This window comes from SAR202 cluster bacterium, from assembly GCA_016872285.1.
In the GTDB taxonomy this organism is placed as follows: domain Bacteria; phylum Chloroflexota; class Dehalococcoidia; order Lucifugimonadales.
In genome coordinates this window covers 1-18,927 of sequence record VGZZ01000046.1, presented here as the reverse complement: position 1 = coordinate 18,927, position 18,927 = coordinate 1, and the positions used below count along the sequence as shown (strand labels likewise).

The window sequence follows — 18,927 nt, the reverse complement described above, 5'->3', positions numbered from 1 at the left end:
GGTCTCATTAGCGTTTACAGCCAGGTTTTCCTGCCCTGTTGAACCGCCGTTCCCACCATCGTAGCCGCTACCGCCCTCGGCTTCGTTCTCCTGTTCTACTTCCTGCTCCGTCTCGTTTTCGTTCTCGGCCTCGGCCTGGTTGCTGTTGTACTGGTTGCTGTCCCCGCCGATAGCTATGCTAACGTTCTCTTGGTCGGCCTCAGCCTCAGCTTCTTGCTCAGTGCCGTTAACATTAGCGCCAAGGTTTGCCTGCTCCACCGACCCGCCATCTCTCTCGCCTTCGTACTCGTTCTCCTGTTCGATTTCCTGCTCGGTCTCATTCTCATTCTTGGCTTCGGCTTCATTGTCGTTGGCCTGGTTGCTATTGCCGTCAACGGCCACGCTAGAGTTCTCCTGCTTGGCCTCAGCCTCGGCTTCCTGTTGGGTGCCGTTAATGTTGGCTCCAACATTCTGCTGGCCTACTTCGCCACTGCCTGAGCCGTCTTTGTACTCATTCTCTTGCTCGATTTCCTGCTCGGTCTCATTCTCATTCTTAGCCTTGGCCTCGTTATCATTCCACTGGTTACTGTTCCCGCCGACGGTCTCACTAGTGTTCTTCTGCTCAGCCTCCGCTTCGGCTTTCTGCTCAGTCTTATTGACGTTAGCCCCGAGGTTGCTCTGATCCACCTCACTGCCGTTACCGCCGTCAAAGCTGTTCTCTTGCTCAATCTCTTGCTCTGTCTCATTATCATTTCCGGCTTCAGCTTCGTTATCCTTGGCCTGGTTGCTGTCGCCATCGATGGAAACACTAGTATTTTCTTGCTCGGCCTCAGCCTCCGCTTCCTGTTCCGTCTCGTTAACGTTGGCTCCGACGTTCTCCTGGGTTACATCACTGCCGTTGTAGCCACCTTCGTACTTATTCTCCTGCTCGGCTTCCTGCTCAGTCTCGTTATAGTTAGCCCCAGCGTTATCCTGTTCTACTGACTCGCCATTCTCACCGCTATCCTCGCCGTCGTAGCTGCCCTCGGCCTCGGCCTCATTGCTGTTGTACTGATTGCTGTCACCGCCAACGGCCACGCTGGTATTTTCCTGTTCGGCCTCAGCTTCGGCTTCCTGTTCTGTCTCATTGGCGTTAGCCCCAACGTTGCCCTGGGTTACATCACTGCCGCTATGGCCGCTCTCGTACTCGTTCTCCTGCTCGATTTCCTGTTCGGTATCGTTTTCATTTTCAGCCTCAGCCTCGTTGCTGTTGTACTGGTTGCTGTTCCCATCGACAGCCACGCTAACGTTCTCTTGCTTGGCCTCAGCTTCAGCCTCTTGCCGAGTCTCGTTAACGTTGGCACCAAAGTTTTCCTGCTCAAGAACCAAGTTCTCGCACCCCGTGTCGTCATTATGGTCGTCGCCGCCGGTGCCGCCGGCAAACACGGGGGACATTAGCGCTGCCACTACCAATGCAGCACTAACGCCTAATACCGCAATGATTTTGTTCACCTTTCTTCCTCCTAACAACCCTTCCGGGCTAAAATTGAGCGACTGCCAGAAGCGCGCTGCGTTGCGTCGGACAACGCGCTAGAGGCAGTCACCTAGGAGGAACAAATAGACTGAGAGACACCACGGTGTAGGTTACGGCTTCTTGGCTGTACACGCTTCGCCAGGAAATAGCGCCTGGTCCGCTGCCACCTAAAATAAGTCCATGGTGCGACTTGGAATAGTCCTGATCGGACGTGGCGGTGGTCTTATGCTCTTGCTGTAGCGGTGTCTCGCTGCCGCTGGAGCTGCTATCCTGCTGCCCAGGATTACCCATATCTTGGACTTCACCAGTGGACTCGGCGGAATCTTTGGGAGTAGCCACTTGCGCCAGACGTGCTGTAAGGGGGTCTCCCTCTCCAAGGGTCTCCGGCTCGACAGCTTGTCGGCTTGCCCGGTGAACGCCAGCCTTTTCCTCGTCTTTTCCGTTAGTTTCCTCGCCAAGAAGTCTCAGAGGGGGTCCTTGTACTTCCTCACGAGGCTTATCTGAGGGTGCTGGCCCTGTAAACAAGATTAGCTGCAAGCCAGCAATGAGGCCTACGCCGAGGGCCAATTGTCGAAAGCGCGATAACTGTCGAGAAGCCACCGCCCCTCCCCACCACCCTGTTTTTTAGATGCCTGCCAGGTATGGCTATCCATGTAACTACCCTGGGCTGAGTAACGGTTCAATTCTCGATGAAGGTCTTAAAACACGGATTCCCTCTTTAGACAAGCCGATTTCGTAAATGTCATTAATCGCGGCCCCGTGTTTATGATTAAACAAGGCCCAACAACTGTGGCTGCCTAAGTCAATAAATTTAAGCGTTCGCCAGCACTTTAACGTTGTCGCTAGGCCTTTGTAACAAAGCGCCCAAATATCCATTAGGACATTTCATACTATAGAGAAGGGCCGCTCGGCCCCTTTGCTTGCTATCTAGGCAAGCATGATCTGCGTCTAAACCTCACAAATAGCCAGCGATGCAAAGGTGCTTAAATGCAAAAGGGGGTTGCTAGGCTATCCCGACCAATACATACATCCTAATGTTGTCAGACTATGCCTATCGACTAGGCTTTCTACTTAGCGCTTGATAAGCAGTCTTGTAGGTTACTTCCGACGAAGAGCATCGAGCAACATACCATGCAATGGGCAGACCCATTATCTATGCCTTATGCCAACTGTGTTTCCCCTCGAATCGCGGATAAGGCGCTCCGCTATTTAACAGAGCCGCCCTTTATCTCCGCCGTCAGCCGCACGATTTTAGCGAACTGCTCGGCGTTGAGGCTGGCGCCGCCAATGAGGGTGCCCTGGATACTGGGCTCCTTGAGAAAGCCCGACGCGTTGTCTGGATTCGCGCTGCCGCCGTACAACACTGGCACTTCGTCGGCGATGTCAGAGCCGTGGAGTTTCGCGATTTCTGCGCGGATGGCGCCGCTGGTAATCTCGCGGACGGTGTCGGGAGTGGCAGCCACGCCGGTGCCGATGGCCCACACTGGCTCGTAGGCGATGACTAGTTCGCTGATGTCTCGGACGCCGTTGAGGCCGGACTCAAGCTGGCGGCGCACCACACCCTCCGCCCCGTCGCGCTGCCGCTGCTCCAGTGTCTCGCCGACGCAAAGGATGGGCTTTAGGCCTGCGGCGTAGACCGCCTTCACCTTCCGATTGATGGTGTCATCGCTTTCGCCCATGACGTGGCGACGCTCCGAATGGCCGACGATTACATACTCGCACAGGTCTTTGAGCATCGACGGTGATACCTCGCCGGTGAAAGCGCCCTTCTGCTCCCAGTGGGCGTTCTGGGCGCCAACAACAATCCCTGACCCTCGCAGGGCGTCTCTAACCACAGCTAGCGATATATAAGGAGGACAGATAATAGTCTCGACGTGACTTGGAGGCGGGCCGTTCAGCGCCTTGGGTATCGCCAGAGCCAGGGCCTTGGCCTCGGGAAGGGTGGTGTTCATTTTCCAGTTGCCAGCGGCGATAAAGCGGGGCATGGAAATACTCCTTCATCGTTATCACCAGAACCGGAGCACTGACAGGGTCATGCCTGTGACATGCGGGATCGCAGACAGACTTCTGCTAAGCGCCGAACTTTGCCAGCTTACCAGCGTGGGCCAGGGCCAGGGGCATAATGCTGGTAGCAGGCATGGCGCCGAGGGAGCCGAGGGCGCAGGCCTTCTCATGAAAGGCTTCGATGCCCTCGCCCAGGGTAAGGCGGGAGTGGAGCAGGAAAGGGACAGGATGCCAGCTATGGGCCGCCAGGATAGCGGGGGTCGAGTGGTCGCCCGCGACCATAAACACGTCTGGCTTCAGGTCCAACAGCCTGGGTATGTATTTGTCCAGGTCTTCCAGGGCCTTCACCTTGCCGTCGAAGTCGCCGTCCTCGCCGGCGGCGTCGGCGTACTTGTAGTGGATGAAAAAGAAATCGTGGTCTTGATACCGCGCATGTAAGGTCTTAACCTCGGCGTCAAAGTCCGCGCCGGTGCGTAGGACCTTCATGCCGACGATAGCAGCCAGCCCGCGGTACATGGGGTAGGCGGCGATAGCGGCGGGGGTGAGCTTGAAGGCTTCGCCGAAGGATGGCAGGTCCGGCATGCCGGAGAAGCCCCGCAGCATGACCGTGTTGGCCTGCTTCTCCTCCATTAATACCTGCCGAGCTTTATGAACGAACTGGTTGGCAGCCTTGGCTGTCTTCTCGGCTTCCGGGGCTTTAGCCTTCACCGGCAGGGGCTCGATACCCAGGCGCTGGGGGTCGGTCTCAGTGAGGGCGTCGGACAGGCCGGTGCCTCGCAGCCGCAGCACAAAACGGTAGTCCTTGACCGGGTACACACGGCTCTCGACGCCATCGACCTTTATCTTGTTCAGCTCATGGCACAGCGGGGCGCTCTGCTCGGAGAGGATGCGCCCGGCACGGCGGTCCAACAGCTTGCCGTCGGAGTCCACAGTGCTAAAGTTTCCGCGAGCGACCACGTCTCCGACCTTGAAGTCAATGCCATCGACGCCAAAGGCTTCCAGGGCGCCGCGGCCAATGACGTACTTAAGGGGGTCGTAGCCGAAAAGGGCCAGGTGCCCGGGGCCGCTGCCCGGCGCGATGCCCGGGGCTACCGGTATGGTGAGGCCGCAGGCGCTTTGTCCCGCCAGGGCATTGAGGTTAGGGAGATGGGCTGTTTCCAGTTCCGACTTGCGGGTCTTGGGATGAGGAGCGCCGCCTAGGCCGTCGGCCACCAGTAAGATAATCTTCGAGTCCGTCTTGACGGCGCATTCTCGAAGGTCGGCGTTATCGATCATGACGACATCATACTCCGGATTGAATTGCGAGAAAAAGCCATTAAAAGCCTAACCTGGTTTCCCTCAAATTAGTTTGATGGGATGGCCGCCACGCCTGGCAGGACTTTGCCTTCCAGGAACTCCAACATGGCGCCGCCGCCGGTGGACACATGGGACATGCGATGCCCCAGCCCCAAGGCCTCCACCGCTTCAGCCGTCGAGCCGCCGCCGATGATGGTCACAGCTTTAAACCCCGCGAGAGCGTCGGCGATGGTCTTGGTGCCGCCGGCGAACTTCTCATACTCGAAGACACCCTGCGGGCCGTTCCAGATAATGGTCTTGCAGCGGGATAGAGCGTCCGTATAGCTTCTTGCTGTCTTGGGGCCTATGTCCATGATTCGCATTCCACCTGGTATCTGCTCGATACCCACTGTGACGACTCTAGCGGGGTCCGGGCCAAATTCGGAGGCAATGACGGCGTCGGACGGGAGGTACAGTTTGACGCCTCGCTGGGCGGCGCGCTCCATGACTCCCTTGACCGAGGAGACCATATCTTTTTCCACCAGCGAGTCCCCTACCTCCTTCCCCTGGGCCAGAAGAAAGGTGGCGGCCATTCCCCCGCCGATAAATAGGCTGTTCACTCGTCCGAGCAGGTTTTCGAGAATCTTCAGCTTATCGCTTATCTTAGCCCCGCCCAGGATGGCCGCCAGGGGCCGGTCCGGCGATTCCAGGGCCTTGCCTATAACCTCCAACTCCTTCTGCATCACCAACCCGGCCACTGTGGGCAAATACTTCGGCACGCCGACTATCGAGGCGTGGGCGCGGTGGGCGGTGGCGAAGGCGTCGAGGACAAAGATGTCGGCCAGGGAAGCCAGGGCGCGGGCGAACTCGGGGTCGTTTTTCTCCTCGCCCGGGTTGAACCGAAGGTTCTCCAGCATAACGATGTCGCCGGCTCTCATGGCCGAGACCTCTCGCTTTATGGCGGGGCCGACGCAGTCAGACAGGGCCTTCACCGGACGGCCTAATAGAACTCCCAGGCGGTCCGCTACCGGCACCATACGCAGCGCCTCCACCACCTTCCCCTTGGGCCGCCCGAGGTGCGAGCAGAGGATAACTGTGGCGCGACGCTCAATAAGATACTGTATTGTGGGTATAGTCACTCGAAGGCGGTGGTCATACTTCGCGACAGCCTCCACACCCTCTTCTTCGATGGGAACATTGAAGTCGGCCCGCACCAACGCGGCCTTACTGCTCACATCAACATCACGCAGAGTCTTCTTATGCATCTAGCATCCTGAATAAAAGTTATCGTTCCATCATAGTTATGTAATGTCCCAGCGCCCGCAGTTCCTCCCTGGCGCTGGACGGCATCGACAAATCATCCACGGCTTCCATAGCCTCTGCGACGTTTTGCTCCACCACTTTCTGAGACGCGGCCTTGGCCTTGTTCTCCTCCAGCACCTTTAGAACTGCCTTAACATCATGAGGCTCTAGCACGCGCTTGAAATAGACGGCGCCGAGCTGTTTTTTGATGCTGACGCCGCTCTTATCCAGCAGCTGCACTACCGGAAAGACTTTCCGCTTGTTGAAGACCTCGGCGCTGGCGGACTCGCCGCCTTGGTCGCCCCAAACGTGGAGGATATCTCCCCTAATCTGGAGGGCAATGCCCAACTTTTGTCCACATGCCTTCAGGCTGTTAACGGTGGACGCCTCGGCGCCGCAGACGATGCCGCCCATCTCCATGGCGCAGCCCAAAAGGGCGCCGGACTTGGCCTCCGCCATCTTCATATAGGATGCCAGGGACACATCCATCTGCTCCTGAAAAGAAAGGTCCAAGTATTGGCCACGGCACAGGGCCAAACAGGCTTTATCCAGGGCTTCCAATGCGTTAAGCACATAGCCTGCCGGAACGCCATGGTCGGAGAGGCGGAAGAGGGCGGCGCGGCCCAGAGCGTAAAGGCCATCGCCCAGGTTGATGGCCTGCCCGGGTCCCCACGCCAGCCACGCAGAAGGTTTGCCGTCGCGTTCAGTGACGGCATCCTGAAAGTCCTTGTGAACAACGCTGAACAAATGAACAAGCTCAACAGCGGAGGCGGCGGGGAGGGCCTTATCGAAGCCGCCGCTAAGGGCTTTGGCCGTGAGGAGGCATAGGACGCCATGGATTCTGAGAGATGGAGGAATTGTGTTTGATGTCGGGCCGGGGTCCGTCCAACCCAGATCGCGGCGCATCATATCGTAGAGCAGGCCCTGCCGCTGGGCCAGAATGGCTTGGATTTCTCTTTCGATATGCGGCTGGTACTGAGTGAGGATAGGGGAAGCGTTCGCCATCGGATTGCTCTACCTACGGCCGCTCCACCGCGATTCCGCATACCTTCTCAATATCGTCGGCGCTCAGAGCGCCCAGCCGCGCTATCCTGGGCTTGCCGCCGGACACGTCCACAATAGTGGAAGCGACGCCGCGAGCCGTGGGGCCGCCGTCGATTATGGCGTCGACCCGAGGCCCCAGTTCACGGCGCACGTCCTCGGCGGAGACTGGGTCGGGGCCGCCGCTGATGTTGGCGCTGGTGCCGATGATAGGGAAGCCCAAGTCGAGGGCCAGAGCGCGGGGCACGGGATGGGCCGGGAGGCGCACCGCGACGGTGTCGGCGCCGCCGGTGACGGTGTCGGGAATCACCCTGGTCTTTTTCACGATAAGAGTGAGAGGCCCGGGCCAGAAGGCTTGGGCCAGGACGCCGGCCAGATCAGGCAGCGCGCGGGCAACTTTTCGCAAGTCTTCGACGTTGGCTAGCAGCAAAGGGAGGCCCTTGGAGGCGTCGCGGCCCTTAATCGCGAAAATACGCGTGACCGCCTTTGGTGATAGGGGGTTCCCGCCCAGGCCGTAAAGGGTATCGGTGGGGTAGGCGATAACGCCGTCACGGCGCAATATTTTTACGGTTTCGACTATTGATTCTTCGATATATGGCAAAATCATGACGGCGCAGTTACGCTTTCCTAACGTGCCCTGCGCTTGACTGAGTATAACATAGGTGCTAATCTGTGGTACATAACAAGCCCACCGGTCGTGGCTCGGTCCACCATTACAAACCATTATACCCTCGCTCGAGAGGTGTGCTGCGGGCCTTGCCTGTCGATGCGCCAAGGAAGGGTATGGTAACGGAGCAGCCTTCCCCCAGCCGCCGCGTAGCCACCAGCGAACACCTGGAGGTATCTACCTATCTGGAGATCGCCAAGGAAAATAAGGGCCACGGCATGGAACGCAAAGCGCATCCCAAGCAGGTCACCGAAGCGGTCCTCATCGTCGATTTCGGCTCCCAGTACAGCCACCTCATAGCCCGCCGCGTTCGCGAGCTGCGCGTCTATAGCGAGGTTATTCCCCACGACTCGACATGGGAGCAAGTAGCAGGCCTCAATCCCAAAGGCGTCATCCTGTCCGGCGGTCCCTCCAGCGTCTATGACGAAGGCGCGCCCACAGCCCCCACCTGGGTATATCAAAAGAACCTGCCTATTCTCGGCATCTGCTATGGCATGCAGGTACTGGCCCACCAGTTGGGCGGCAAGGTAGCCCCCAGCCGCAAACGCGAGTTCGGCCACGCCGTCCTGCACCAAAACGTCACCACTTCGCCATTGTTCGCTGACCTGGAGCCTTCTATGCCGGTGTGGATGAGCCACGGCGACCAGATACTGGAGCTGCCGCCCGGATTCAAGGCCCTGGGCTATACCGACAATTCCCCCATCGCGGTCATGGGCAGCGACGGACGCATGTTCGGCCTCCAATTCCACCCGGAGGTGGCCCACACGCCCCAGGGCAAGGCGATACTGCGCAATTTCCTTTACACCATCTGCGGCTGCGAAGGCGCCTGGACGCCTGAGAATGTGGTCACCAACGCTATCAGGTCGATCAAGGAACAGGTTGGTGACGGGCGCGTCATCTGCGCCCTGTCGGGCGGCGTGGACTCAGCGGTGACGGCCAGCCTGGTGCATCAGGCCATCGGCGACCAGCTTACCTGCATCTTCGTCAACAACGGACTGCTGCGGCGCGAAGAGCCTGAGCGAGTGCTGAACACCTTCAAGCACAGCCTCAAGATGAACCTCAAGTACATCGACGCCTCAGACCGGTTCCTGAACCGCCTCAAGGGAGTCATTGACCCGGAGGAGAAGCGGAAGGGCATCGGCGAAGAGTTTATCCGCGTATTCGAGAAGGCCGCCGCCGAGCTAGGCCACACCGACTACCTGGCCCAGGGCACCCTTTACCCCGACGTCATCGAAAGCAAGACATCGGAGACCAAGGCCTCCGCCAAGATTAAGACCCACCACAACGTCGGCGGACTGCCCAAGGTAATGAAGCTAAAGCTGGTAGAGCCCCTGCGCATGTTGTTCAAGGATGAGATTCGAGGCGTAGGCGAAGCGCTAGGTTTGCCCGAGTCGATAGTCTACCGCCAGCCTTTCCCCGGCCCCGGCCTGGCGATTCGCGTCCTGGGCGAGGTCACAAAGGAAAAGTTGGACATCCTTCGCGCCTGCGACTGGGTGGTCATCGACGAGATCAAGGCAGCCAACCTCTACCGGCAGCTATGGCAGACTTTCGCCGTTCTAACCGAAGCCCGCAGCGTGGGCGTCATGGGCGACTATAGGACCTACAACCACGTCGTGGCTATTAGAGCGGTGACCAGCGAAGACGCCATGACCGCCGACTGGGCCCGCCTGCCCTATGAAGTCCTGGCGCGAATATCCAATCGCATCGTCAACGAAGTGCCGGAGGTCAATAGGGTGGTCTTCGACATCACCAGCAAGCCCCCGGGCACCATAGAGTGGGAGTGAGGCCGGCGCCATGAAAGTACTGGTTATAGGTTCGGGCGCTCGCGAGCACGCCCTGGCGTGGAAGCTGAGCAAAAGCCCCAAGATTACGCGGGTATTCGTGGCCCCGGGCAACGGCGGCACCGACTCCTTTGCCGTCAACCTCCCCATATCTGCCGACGACATCAACACTCTCTTCTTACTGGCCACTCGATATAACATAGACCTGACTGTGGTGGGGCCGGAGACGCCGCTGGCCCAGGGCATCGTCGACCGGTTCGAGCAGGCAGGGCTGGCAATATGGGGGCCGACGCGGGACGCGGCGCGCATCGAAAGCAGCAAAGCCTTCGCCCGCGAGCTTATGACCTCTAAAAACATACCGTCGCCAGACTACAAGATATTTAAGAGCTACTCGGACGGCTACCAGTTCCTGTCTAAGCATGAAGGACCGGTGGTGATTAAAGCCGATGGCCTGGCCGCGGGGAAGGGTGTCATGGTGTGCCGTGACCGCGAAGCCGCCATCAACGCCCTTTACGACTGCATGGAGGACCGTGTCTTCGGCGCGGCGGGGACAACGGTGGTGGTGGAGGAGTTTCTGGAGGGGCAGGAGGTCAGCGTTTTCGCCTTTTCCGACGGGCAGCACATCTCGTCCCTGGTGGCCGCCTGCGACTACAAACGACTGCTGGACGGCAATCGTGGGCCGAATACCGGCGGCATGGGCAGCTTCACTCCTACCGATTTCTGGACGCCGGAGTTCAAGAAGCAGGTGTGTAAGGAGATCATCGAACCGGCGATAAAGGGGCTGGCGGAATCCGGCTCGCCATATAAGGGCGTCTTGTATGCGGGGCTTATGGTGACTCCTTCCGGCCCCAAGGTCCTGGAGTACAACTGCCGTCTGGGAGATCCCGAGACCCAGGTGCTGATGCCGCTGCTCAAAAACGACCTGGTGGATGTCATCTCCGCCACTCTGGACGGCAAGCTGCACAAGAAAAAGTTGGAGTGGGAGCAGAGGTCCTGCGTGGGCGTGGTGCTGACTTCCAGGGGGTATCCTGGCGAGTACAGGCGCGGCATTGAGATAACCGGGCTTAGGAGTTTAGATAAGGAAGTGTTTGCCTTTCACGCCGGCACCACCAAACCCAAGGGAGACCACACTCGCGTTGTCACCAGCGGAGGCCGGGTGCTGACCATTGTCAGCGCCGGCGAGACAATAACCGAGGCGCGGGACAAGGTTTACGATAACGTGCGCCGCGTGGACTTCAAGGGCTGCCACTATAGAAAAGACATCGCTATGTCACCGGACGACCAGCCGGTCACGAAAGGCCAGAAGACCTCCTGATGCAGCCTCCCTTCTCTTATTTGCCCAACCCGGGGGCCTATTCCAACGGCTCCATGCTCCGGCCCGCCGTGGTCTGCGACTTTGACGACACCACGGCTGTCGAGAACGTCGCGCTATTGCTCCTAGAAGAGTTCGGCGGCCCGGACTGGCGGGATTTCCAGAAGTTGAATTCACAGCAGATCATATCGTTGAAGGAGTACCAAGAGCGGGCCTTCGCCACCATCAAGGTGGACCGGGAGGCCATGAAGGCGCTGGTTCGAGAAAAGGCCACGCTACGCCCACAATTTCGCGATCTTTACGAGTATTGTCAGTCGAAGAAGATACCTCTGGTCATCGCTACCCTGGGGCTGGACTTCTACGTCGAGGCGCTGTTGGAGCGCGAAGGTCTCCAGTCCATACCCTACTATGCCGCCGACACCCAGTTCACCAACGGCTCCATGAGCTTTGGTTACCGCTATACCAGCGAGAAGTGCTGGCAGCCCGGCAACTGCAAGTGCCTGGTGCTGGAGGGCCTTCGAAGCCAGGGCTGCAACACCATCCTGTACGCCGGCGACGGCAAGTCGGACGTGTGCCCGGCCATGAACTCTGATCTCGTGTTCGCCCGCCGGTACCTGGAAGAACGCTTCCTGGCCTGGCGGCTGCCCTTTACCCCTCTTCGCGACTTCTCGCCCGTCTTGGACTCTCTTAAAGCCCTCGCCTGGGGCGCTACCGAGGCCCAGCGTTGATTGAGCGTTACTCCAGGCCCGCCATGAAGCGGGTCTGGTCGGAAGAGAATAAGTACCAGCTCTGGCTCAAGGTGGAGCTGGCGGTCTGCGAGGCATGGTCGGAGGCCGGCGTCATACCAGCCGACGACATGGCCAAGCTGCGCAAGGCCGCCTTCAATCAGAAGGTCATGGACGAAGCCTTCAAGCGCACTCGCCACGACGTCACCGCCTTTCTACAGGCCGTCACCCGCGGTCTCGGGCCTGAAGGCCGGTGGGTCCATCTTGGCCTCACCTCCAGCGATGTCATGGACACGGCCCTCAGCCTCCAGATGGTTGAGGGCATAGATATCCTGCTACAAGATGTGGCCGCTCTATCTGAGGCGGTCAGGGGACAGGCGATTACTCATAAGAAGACGCCTATAATGGGCCGCACCCACGGTGTTCACGCGGAACCCACAACCTTCGGCCTGAAAATGGCCCTGTGGTGGGATGAGCTATACCGGCAGGAAGCGCGGCTGCGCTTCGCCAGGGAGCATGTGGCGGTGGGCAAGATTTCCGGCGCAGTGGGCACCCACGCCACCGTTCCTCCTCAGGTCGAGGATAAGGTCTGCGCCCGCCTGGGCATCAAGGCCGACGCCGTATCCAACCAGATAGTGCAGCGTGACCGCCACGCGCACTTCGTTACCGCCCTGGCGCTGGTGGCGGCGTCGCTGGAGAAATTCGCCACTGAGGTCAGGCACCTACAGCGCACCGAGGTCCACGAGGTGGAGGAACCCTTTAGCGAGGGCCAGACCGGCTCGTCGGCTATGCCCCACAAGCGCAACCCGGAGCTTTCAGAGCGCGTCTGCGGCCTCGCCCGGCTTATTCGAGGCCATTCAGTGACCGCGCTGGAAAACGTAGCCCTGTGGCACGAGCGGGACATCAGCCACTCCTCCGCCGAGCGTCTCATCCTCCCCGACTCGTGTCTGGCCCTGGATTACATCCTGGACCTGTTCACGGGCGTAGTAAAAGGATTAAGGGTATATCCAAAGCGCATGTGGCAAAACCTGGAAAGCACCAGAGGCCTGGTCTTCAGCCAGCGGCTTATGCTAACTCTAGTAGAGAAAGGGCTGCCTCGCGAGAGTGCCTATAAAATCGCGCAGCGCCACGGCATGGCCTCCTGGGACAGCGGCGCCGACTTCCGCCAGCTAGTACGAAACGACCCGGAAGTGCTGCAGCACCTCTCAGAGGCCGACCTGGACGGCATCTTTGACTATGGTTACTATCTCAAGTACGTCGATGATGTTTTTCAGCGGCTCGGTCTCTCATAAGAGGTTTATTTTCAAAGAGTAAGGGACATCAGTGGCCCCACAGGATACAAAACTGCTCCTTGAAACCGCCCTCCCTAACCGTCTCCATCGCGGGAAGGTGCGGGACACCTACGATCTGGGCGGTGGGCTGCTGCTTATGATAGCCACTGACCGTATCTCAGCCTTCGACGTGGTCATGCCCAACGGAATCCCCGGCAAGGGGCTGCTGCTGAGCCGCATGTCCGCCTTCTGGTTCGGCAAGACCGCCCACATCGTGCCTAACCACCTCGTCGCCATGGCGGACGCGCCGGGCGCAATGCCCAAGGGCGCGCCGGTGGGGCCGCTGCCGCCGCGCATAGCGCGGCATGCCATGGTGGTGCGGCGGGCCAAGCGCGTCGACGTTGAATGTATTGTGCGAGGGTACCTGGCGGGATCCGCCTGGGCCGAGTACAAAAAGCAGGGCACGATTTTTGGACAGCCAGCGCCCAAGGGTCTGCTGGAGGGCCACAAGTTCGAGCGTCCTATCTTCACACCCAGCACCAAGGCTGAGGCCGGCCATGACGAGAACATGAGCCTCAAAGAGGTGGAGCGGATGGTGGGGCCAAAGGTGACGAAAGAGCTGGAAGAGAAAAGCATCGCCGTTTATTCTTTCGCGCGGGACTACGCGGCCCAGCGAGGGCTGGTCTTGGCCGATACCAAGTTCGAGTTCGGGTTTGTGGGTGACAAGCTGATTTTGATTGATGAGCTGCTGACGCCGGACTCCAGCCGCTTCTGGGACGCGCGGGGCTACAAGCCAGGCCAGTCCCAGCCCAACTTCGACAAGCAATTCGTCCGAGACTGGCTGCTGTCCACAGGCTGGAACCGGGAGCCGCCCGCCCCGGCCCTGCCGGCTGATATAGTGGAAAAGACCGCGGTCCGTTACCAAGAAGCCTATCGCCGCATCACCGGCGAGTCCATACCTAAATCAGAATAGGAGAGATTTCGTTGCCTGAAAGCAAGCATCGCACTAAAGATAGAAGCAGCCGCCGCTCCTCCAGCCGGCATAACAGTGGCAGTCAGGGAAATGGGGAAGCCGCCGCCCGCACCAGGCACAAGCCCAAGAAGCCCTGGGCCCGATGGCTGACATACTCCGCCGCCTTGATAATCGCTGTTGCCGTCATCGGCAGCTTCATACTGAGCGGCATCGTCGGATCCCTGGGCAGCGGCAACAACGACACAGGCAGCGGCGAGGAGGTCGGCCAGCGTATTTCGCTGCTGCAAGCCAGGCATATACCTCGCGGTGATGACTACACTGAATACAATTCGATCCCGCCCACCTCGGGCCCCCACTGGGCCACGGGCTGGGCCCGCTGCGGGCTTTACAACGATGAGCTACCTGACGCCCAGATTGTCCACAATATGGAACACGGCCAGGTTATCATCAGCCATAACCTGAAGGACCCGGCGGAGGTGGACCGTCTGAAGGAGATTGCTGGAAACCTGCCCAGCCGTCGCAACTGGCTGATCCTGCGGCCCTACTCCAAACTCCAAGAGAACGAAATCGCCATTACCTCCTGGGGATGGCTGGACAAGTTTGTCGGCATCGACGAGGAACGTATCCGCAAGTTCTACGACGCCCACATGAACGACGCCTCGTCCGTCACCGGCGAGTCCATCCCCTGCACCACTGCTCCAGGCTAGCTATGTTCCTGGCGAAAATAAAGGTCACCCTAAAGCCTACAGTCAACGACCCCCAGGGGCAGACGGTGCTGGGCGCCCTAAAAACCCTGGGGTTCGCCACCGCGCAGAAAGTTCGCGTCGGCAAGTACATCGAAGTGTACCTGGACGAAAGCGACCGCCGGAAGGCGGAGGAGCAGGTGAAGGCTATGAGCGACAAGCTATTGGCCAACCCCGTCATCGAAAGTTTCAGCTTCGATTTGGAGGAAGGGGCCGCTAAGACCAAACGATAGAAAGCCTAAGCCTAAAAACTAAAAGCCCGTGTCCTCATATCAGGACACGGGCTTTTAGTTTGTGTCTGCCTTTACTCTAACCCTGGTCGCCGTTCGCCTGCTCGGCCACCGGCCTGTTCAAAGCCATCTCTTCTTCCCACTCAGCAGAAGCGGGGCTGAAAAAGTTGGCGATTCGCAGCTTGTGCTGCTCCAACAGGAGCCGGGCATGGCGGGCTTTGCTTCTCTGATACACTTGCCACCCCTTCACCCCGCCAAAGTAGCTTGTAACGCCGACAGCGTAGATAGAACAGGGGAAGAAGAGCCACCAGGGGCCTATACTCCACGCCAGCCAGCCAAAGAGACCGCAGATCAACGTCCATAGGGCCAGCGGCATCAGACCTACAACTAACCACTTCTTTATGGAAAAATTGGCGCTTTTCTCCATAGACCCGCTCCTAAGAAGACCTCACCTAATACAACGTCCTTGCTTTCATTTTGTCAGCACAGCCCAATAAAAGCAATACGCCGTTATAATGTGAGAGCTTGATGCAACTAATACGCCCGACGAAGAAAAGTAGATTACTTTGACTGGCGTTTGCTATATCCTTGGCGTAAAACCAGAAGATCGGAGAGTAATTATGTCAAGTCCCACGCGTGTGCTCCTGGTCGGTGTCGGCGCGCGAGGCAAGAAATGGGCGCGCATCCTCCACGACGAGCCCCAGGCCCGCACCGTCGGCTACGTGGACATCGCCGACGAAAACCTTCAGTGGTCCCAGTCGATGTACGAAGCCGACCCCAAGGTCTGCTACAAGGACATGGAAAAGGCCCTGAAAGACCTGAAGCCGGATATGGTGGTCTTGGTAACGCCTCCCACGGACCGGTACCGCCAAGTCATGAGTATTTTCGAGCACGGCTCCCACCTGCTGTCCGAGAAGCCGTTGAGCCTGGACTTGCGGGAAGGCATCAAGATGGTCAAGGCCGCGCAAAAGGCCAAACTGGGTTTTGCCGTCGGCCTTAACTTCAGATTCCAGCACTGTGTTATGAAGGCGCGGGAGATACTGAGCAGCGGAGAGATCGGCGCGCCCAAAGTCGGCGGCTATACCTACTGGCGCTACCGCGACGCCTACACCCCCGGCCTCAACCGCTTCCCCATCACCATGCGCGAGCCGATGCTCTACGACCAGGCCATCCACCACCTCGACGAGATACGCTTTGTCTACGATGCTGAGGTAGATACGGTCTGGTGCCGCGCCTACAACCCGCCCTGGAGCCAGTACAACGACAACGCTACCGCCGTTGTCCACATGCAGATGACCAAGGGTATCGAGGTGCACTACTTCGGCACCTGGGCTGGTCAGACGCGGCTCAAAGACCAGTTCCTGTGGCGCACCGACTGCGAGAACGGCGCCCTGTTCCAATACGAGTTCTTCTCTGACCTGCGCATTGTGCGCGGCAAGGACTCCAACAAGATGGAACCCATAAAGCTGCCTGAGCAGGAGCGGCTGGTGGACGACGCGCGGATAATGCTCACGGGCATTCTGACGAAGCTGCAAAAGAAGGACTTGTCGTTGGAACCCTCGGCTATCGACCATCTGAAGACCTTCGCCCTGATGTCGGCCTGCGAGGAGTCCAGCAACACGGGCCAGCCGGTGAAGATGTCCGAGTTTTATGACAAGCAGGGCGTGCCGAGGGAGTGGCTGTAAGCTAGGCCTTGTCCAACTCGACTTGGAACCCGTCCCTTTACGACAGCGCCCATTCGTTTGTTTGGAAGCACGGTCAGAGCCTGCTGGAACTGGCCTCGGTACGAGATGGGGAGAGGGTGCTGGACCTGGGCTGCGGCACCGGGCACCTGACGGCCAAGCTGGCGGAAGCAGGGGCGCGGGTCCTTGGCGTGGACAAATCGCCGGAGATGGTGGTTCAGGCCAAAGCGACCTACCCCCACATAGCCTTTGATGTCACAGATGCGCTGACGCTTCCTTTCGATAACGAATTTGACCTGGTCTTTTCCAATGCTACCCTCCACTGGGTAAAACCGCCGAAGAAAGCCGCGGCTGGTATCGCCAGGGCGCTGAAGCCTGGCGGCAGGCTGGTGTTGGAGATGGGAGGCAAGGGGAACATCGCCAAGATAACATCGGCGCTGTTTAAGGCTATGGCCGACGCCGGCCGTCCCGTGACCAACGGCGAAAATCCCTGGTACTTTCCCAGTGTCAGCGAGTATTCCACACTGCTGGAGGCCAAGGGTCTGGAAGTCGTGTACGCCGTCCTCTTTGACCGCCCGACGACTTTGGAAGGCGAGGGGGGGGGGGGCTGAAGCAGTGGTTGGAGATGTTTGCCGGAGCATTATTAAACAGGCTGGACAAAAAGCAACGGGCAGAGGTCGTCGCCGATGTGGAGGAAACTCTTAAGCCTGCCTTATACCGTGACGGCGTGTGGATGGCGGACTATCGCAGGCTCAGGGTCGTGGCGGTGAAACCTGACTAGCGCAGCCCGTCCAGCTCAGGCAGCAACACCACGCTTTCCTGCTCGTTGGGGTCAGTGCGGGCGGCGATGCCGATGGCGGGGTCGGTGGGGCTTAGGTTGTAGGGCAGGTGGGGAACGCCCGCTGGTATAAAAATGAAATCGCCGCTTTGGGCCTCCAGGTGATGCTCCAATCTTTCACCGTACCACATGCCGGCGTGGCCGCTAAGGACGTAGATTGAGGTCTCGTGGTTTTCGTGCAGATGGGCCTTAGCTTTGGCGCCTGGCGGTATAGTAATTGTGTGCACGCACAGCCCCTTGGCGCCCACGCTTTCGGCGGACACGGCGATGGAGTACCGAGTCGCCTGCTTTCCTTCCATGGTCTGGGTTGAACGGATAACCCGGCATACAGCCTGTTTTTTCACATAACCCACATTCTACTGACGGCCCCTACCTTCCCTCCACCTTCAGCACCGACAGGAAGGCCTCTTGAGGTATCTCGATGCGCCCTATCATCTTCATCCGCTTCTTGCCCGCCCGCTGCTTCTCCAGCAGCTTCATCTTGCGCGTCACGTCGCCGCCATAGAGCTTGGCCAGCACGTCCTTCCGAAGCGCCGGTATGGTCTCGCGGGCGATGATCTGGTTGTCCGACGCCGCCTGTATCGGCACTTCAAAAAGCTGGCGTGGTATGGCCTCTTTCAGCCGCTGCACCAGCGCCTTACCTCGATAGTACGCCTGGTCTTTATGCACAATCATAGACAGCGCATCGACGCGCTGGTTGTTCACCAGCAGGTCCAAGCGCACCAGCCTCCCCGTCCGGTACTCCGCGAACTCGTAGTCCAGCGACGCGTACCCCTGGGTGCGGGACTTGACCTGGTTGTAGAATTCGGCCAGAAGCTCCGCCAGCGGCAGTTTCACCTCCAACAGCACCCGGGGGTCCAAAGACGGCGATGACGAGTCGCCGTCTGTCTGCTGATGGCTGGCGGCTTCCAGATACTCGGTGCGCTTAAACTCACCGCGGCGCTGGTTTACCAGTTCCATCATCGGTCCCACAAACCGCGACGGTGTAATGAGCCGCACGTCCAGCCACGGCTCCTGGATTTCCGAGATTTGGTTTATGGGCGGCAGGTCACTGGGGTTGCCTACCTCCACCGCCTCGCCGCTCCCCACCAGCTTAACGATGTACGACACGCTGGGGGCGGTGATGACCAGGTCCAGGCCGTACTCCCGTTCCAGCCGCTCTTGCACAATCTCCATGTGCAGCAGGCCCAGGAACCCGCATCGAAAGCCTGGACCCAAGGCGGGGCTGCTTTCGGGCGTGAAGGATAGGGCGGCGTCGTTGAGCTGCAGGCGTTCCAGGGCCTCGCGCAGTTTGGGGAAGTCGTCGCTGTCGGCGGGGTAGAGGCCGGCGAAGACCAGGGGCTTCAGGGGGCGGTAACCCGCCAGGGCTTGCGACGCGGGCTTGGCTTCCAGCGTAATTGTGTCGCCGACGCGGCAGTCGCGGACGTTTTTGAGGCCCGTCGCGATGTACCCGACCTCACCCGCCTCCAGCCTCGGCACCGCCTCAAACTTGGGACGAAACACGCCCACCTCCGAGACCTCGGTGGACACGCCGTTGCCCATGAGACGCACCCGCTGCCCGGACTCGATGGCCCCATCGACGACCCGCACG

17 protein-coding genes and 1 pseudogene are annotated in these 18,927 nt (G+C 59.3%); 9 read left to right on the top strand and 9 right to left on the bottom strand.

Annotation, left to right across the window (positions count from 1 at the left end; genetic code table 11):
* The 6 genes from FJ320_10840 to FJ320_10815 form a co-directional block, all read right to left on the bottom strand.
* Positions 1-1,470: hypothetical protein (locus FJ320_10840; GenBank protein ID MBM3926455.1), on the bottom strand; the 1,470-nt coding region annotated here is incomplete at its 3' end.
* A gap of 1,227 nt (positions 1,471-2,697) precedes the next feature.
* Complete coding sequence (locus FJ320_10835) at positions 2,698-3,477, bottom strand: triose-phosphate isomerase (protein MBM3926454.1); 780 nt, start codon at positions 3,475-3,477, stop codon at positions 2,698-2,700.
* An 85-nt stretch (positions 3,478-3,562) separates the two neighbouring features.
* Positions 3,563-4,771 carry a 2,3-bisphosphoglycerate-independent phosphoglycerate mutase gene (locus FJ320_10830; protein MBM3926453.1) on the bottom strand — a complete coding sequence of 403 codons (1,209 nt, stop codon included), beginning with the start codon at positions 4,769-4,771 and terminating at the stop codon, positions 3,563-3,565.
* A gap of 68 nt (positions 4,772-4,839) precedes the next feature.
* Positions 4,840-6,036: a phosphoglycerate kinase gene (locus FJ320_10825; protein MBM3926452.1), complete on the bottom strand. Its 1,197-nt coding sequence runs from the start codon at positions 6,034-6,036 to the stop codon at positions 4,840-4,842.
* A gap of 19 nt (positions 6,037-6,055) precedes the next feature.
* On the bottom strand, positions 6,056-7,078 hold the full coding sequence (locus tag FJ320_10820) for a hypothetical protein (protein MBM3926451.1): 1,023 nt from the start codon (positions 7,076-7,078) through the stop codon (positions 6,056-6,058).
* Between the two features lie 13 nt (positions 7,079-7,091).
* Positions 7,092-7,838: a threonylcarbamoyl-AMP synthase gene (locus tag FJ320_10815; GenBank protein MBM3926450.1), complete on the bottom strand. Its 747-nt coding sequence runs from the start codon at positions 7,836-7,838 to the stop codon at positions 7,092-7,094.
* A 59-nt stretch (positions 7,839-7,897) separates the two neighbouring features.
* Here FJ320_10815 and guaA point away from each other — a divergent pair, with 59 nt between their 5' ends.
* Genes guaA through purS form a run of 7 tightly spaced genes read left to right on the top strand, consistent with a single transcriptional unit; the run spans position 7,898 to position 14,819 of the window.
* Positions 7,898-9,565 (top strand): glutamine-hydrolyzing GMP synthase, encoded by a 1,668-nt coding sequence (gene guaA / locus FJ320_10810; protein MBM3926449.1) that lies wholly within the window; start codon positions 7,898-7,900, stop codon positions 9,563-9,565.
* Between the two features lie 10 nt (positions 9,566-9,575).
* On the top strand, positions 9,576-10,877 hold the full coding sequence (purD, locus tag FJ320_10805) for a phosphoribosylamine--glycine ligase (protein MBM3926448.1): 1,302 nt from the start codon (positions 9,576-9,578) through the stop codon (positions 10,875-10,877).
* On the top strand, positions 10,877-11,602 hold the full coding sequence (locus FJ320_10800; protein ID MBM3926447.1) for an HAD-IB family phosphatase: 726 nt from the start codon (positions 10,877-10,879) through the stop codon (positions 11,600-11,602). Before purD ends, FJ320_10800 begins: the two co-directional genes overlap by 1 nt.
* Complete coding sequence (locus tag FJ320_10795; protein ID MBM3926446.1) at positions 11,599-12,891, top strand: adenylosuccinate lyase; 1,293 nt, start codon at positions 11,599-11,601, stop codon at positions 12,889-12,891. Before FJ320_10800 ends, FJ320_10795 begins: the two co-directional genes overlap by 4 nt.
* A gap of 31 nt (positions 12,892-12,922) precedes the next feature.
* A complete protein-coding gene (locus FJ320_10790; GenBank protein MBM3926445.1) occupies positions 12,923-13,843 on the top strand; it encodes a phosphoribosylaminoimidazolesuccinocarboxamide synthase in 921 nt (306 codons plus the stop codon).
* Positions 13,834-14,550, top strand: a complete 717-nt coding sequence (locus tag FJ320_10785; protein ID MBM3926444.1) for a DUF3105 domain-containing protein — start codon at positions 13,834-13,836, stop codon at positions 14,548-14,550. The genes FJ320_10790 and FJ320_10785 overlap by 10 nt, the downstream gene beginning before the upstream one ends.
* A 2-nt stretch (positions 14,551-14,552) precedes the next feature.
* Positions 14,553-14,819 (top strand): phosphoribosylformylglycinamidine synthase subunit PurS, encoded by a 267-nt coding sequence (gene purS, locus FJ320_10780; GenBank protein ID MBM3926443.1) that lies wholly within the window; start codon positions 14,553-14,555, stop codon positions 14,817-14,819.
* Positions 14,820-14,895: 76 nt separating this feature from the next.
* Here the strand turns inward: purS and FJ320_10775 are convergent, their stop codons facing one another.
* On the bottom strand, positions 14,896-15,243 hold the full coding sequence (locus FJ320_10775; GenBank protein ID MBM3926442.1) for a DUF3267 domain-containing protein: 348 nt from the start codon (positions 15,241-15,243) through the stop codon (positions 14,896-14,898).
* 193 nt (positions 15,244-15,436) lie between these two features.
* Between FJ320_10775 and FJ320_10770 the strand changes: the two genes are divergently transcribed.
* Both FJ320_10770 and FJ320_10765 read left to right on the top strand, forming a co-directional pair.
* Positions 15,437-16,501: a Gfo/Idh/MocA family oxidoreductase gene (locus FJ320_10770; protein MBM3926441.1), complete on the top strand. Its 1,065-nt coding sequence runs from the start codon at positions 15,437-15,439 to the stop codon at positions 16,499-16,501.
* A gap of 8 nt (positions 16,502-16,509) precedes the next feature.
* Positions 16,510-17,279: pseudogene (locus FJ320_10765) on the top strand (methyltransferase domain-containing protein).
* On the opposite strand, the gene FJ320_10760 reads toward FJ320_10765, so the two are convergent.
* Both FJ320_10760 and FJ320_10755 read right to left on the bottom strand, forming a co-directional pair.
* Positions 17,276-17,635, bottom strand: coding sequence for a cupin domain-containing protein (locus FJ320_10760; protein ID MBM3926440.1), 360 nt, complete (start codon positions 17,633-17,635; stop codon positions 17,276-17,278). The pseudogene FJ320_10765 and the gene FJ320_10760 overlap by 4 nt on opposite strands.
* Positions 17,636-17,705: 70 nt before the next feature.
* The coding region (locus tag FJ320_10755) for an elongation factor 4 (protein MBM3926439.1) at positions 17,706-18,927 on the bottom strand (1,222 nt) is incomplete at its 5' end.

Coding starts and splice junctions, on each gene's coding strand:
- purS (MBM3926443.1), top strand. CDS start 14,553: ATGTTCCTGGCGAAAATAAAGGTCACCCTAAAGCCTACAGTCAACGAC.
- FJ320_10760 (MBM3926440.1), bottom strand. CDS start 17,635: ATGGAAGGAAAGCAGGCGACTCGGTACTCCATCGCCGTGTCCGCCGAA.
- FJ320_10775 (MBM3926442.1), bottom strand. CDS start 15,243: ATGGAGAAAAGCGCCAATTTTTCCATAAAGAAGTGGTTAGTTGTAGGT.
- guaA (MBM3926449.1), top strand. CDS start 7,898: ATGGTAACGGAGCAGCCTTCCCCCAGCCGCCGCGTAGCCACCAGCGAA.
- FJ320_10830 (MBM3926453.1), bottom strand. CDS start 4,771: ATGATCGATAACGCCGACCTTCGAGAATGCGCCGTCAAGACGGACTCG.
- FJ320_10800 (MBM3926447.1), top strand. CDS start 10,877: ATGCAGCCTCCCTTCTCTTATTTGCCCAACCCGGGGGCCTATTCCAAC.
- FJ320_10835 (MBM3926454.1), bottom strand. CDS start 3,477: ATGCCCCGCTTTATCGCCGCTGGCAACTGGAAAATGAACACCACCCTT.
- FJ320_10820 (MBM3926451.1), bottom strand. CDS start 7,078: ATGGCGAACGCTTCCCCTATCCTCACTCAGTACCAGCCGCATATCGAA.
- FJ320_10825 (MBM3926452.1), bottom strand. CDS start 6,036: ATGCATAAGAAGACTCTGCGTGATGTTGATGTGAGCAGTAAGGCCGCG.
- FJ320_10815 (MBM3926450.1), bottom strand. CDS start 7,838: ATGGTTTGTAATGGTGGACCGAGCCACGACCGGTGGGCTTGTTATGTA.
- purD (MBM3926448.1), top strand. CDS start 9,576: ATGAAAGTACTGGTTATAGGTTCGGGCGCTCGCGAGCACGCCCTGGCG.
- FJ320_10770 (MBM3926441.1), top strand. CDS start 15,437: ATGTCAAGTCCCACGCGTGTGCTCCTGGTCGGTGTCGGCGCGCGAGGC.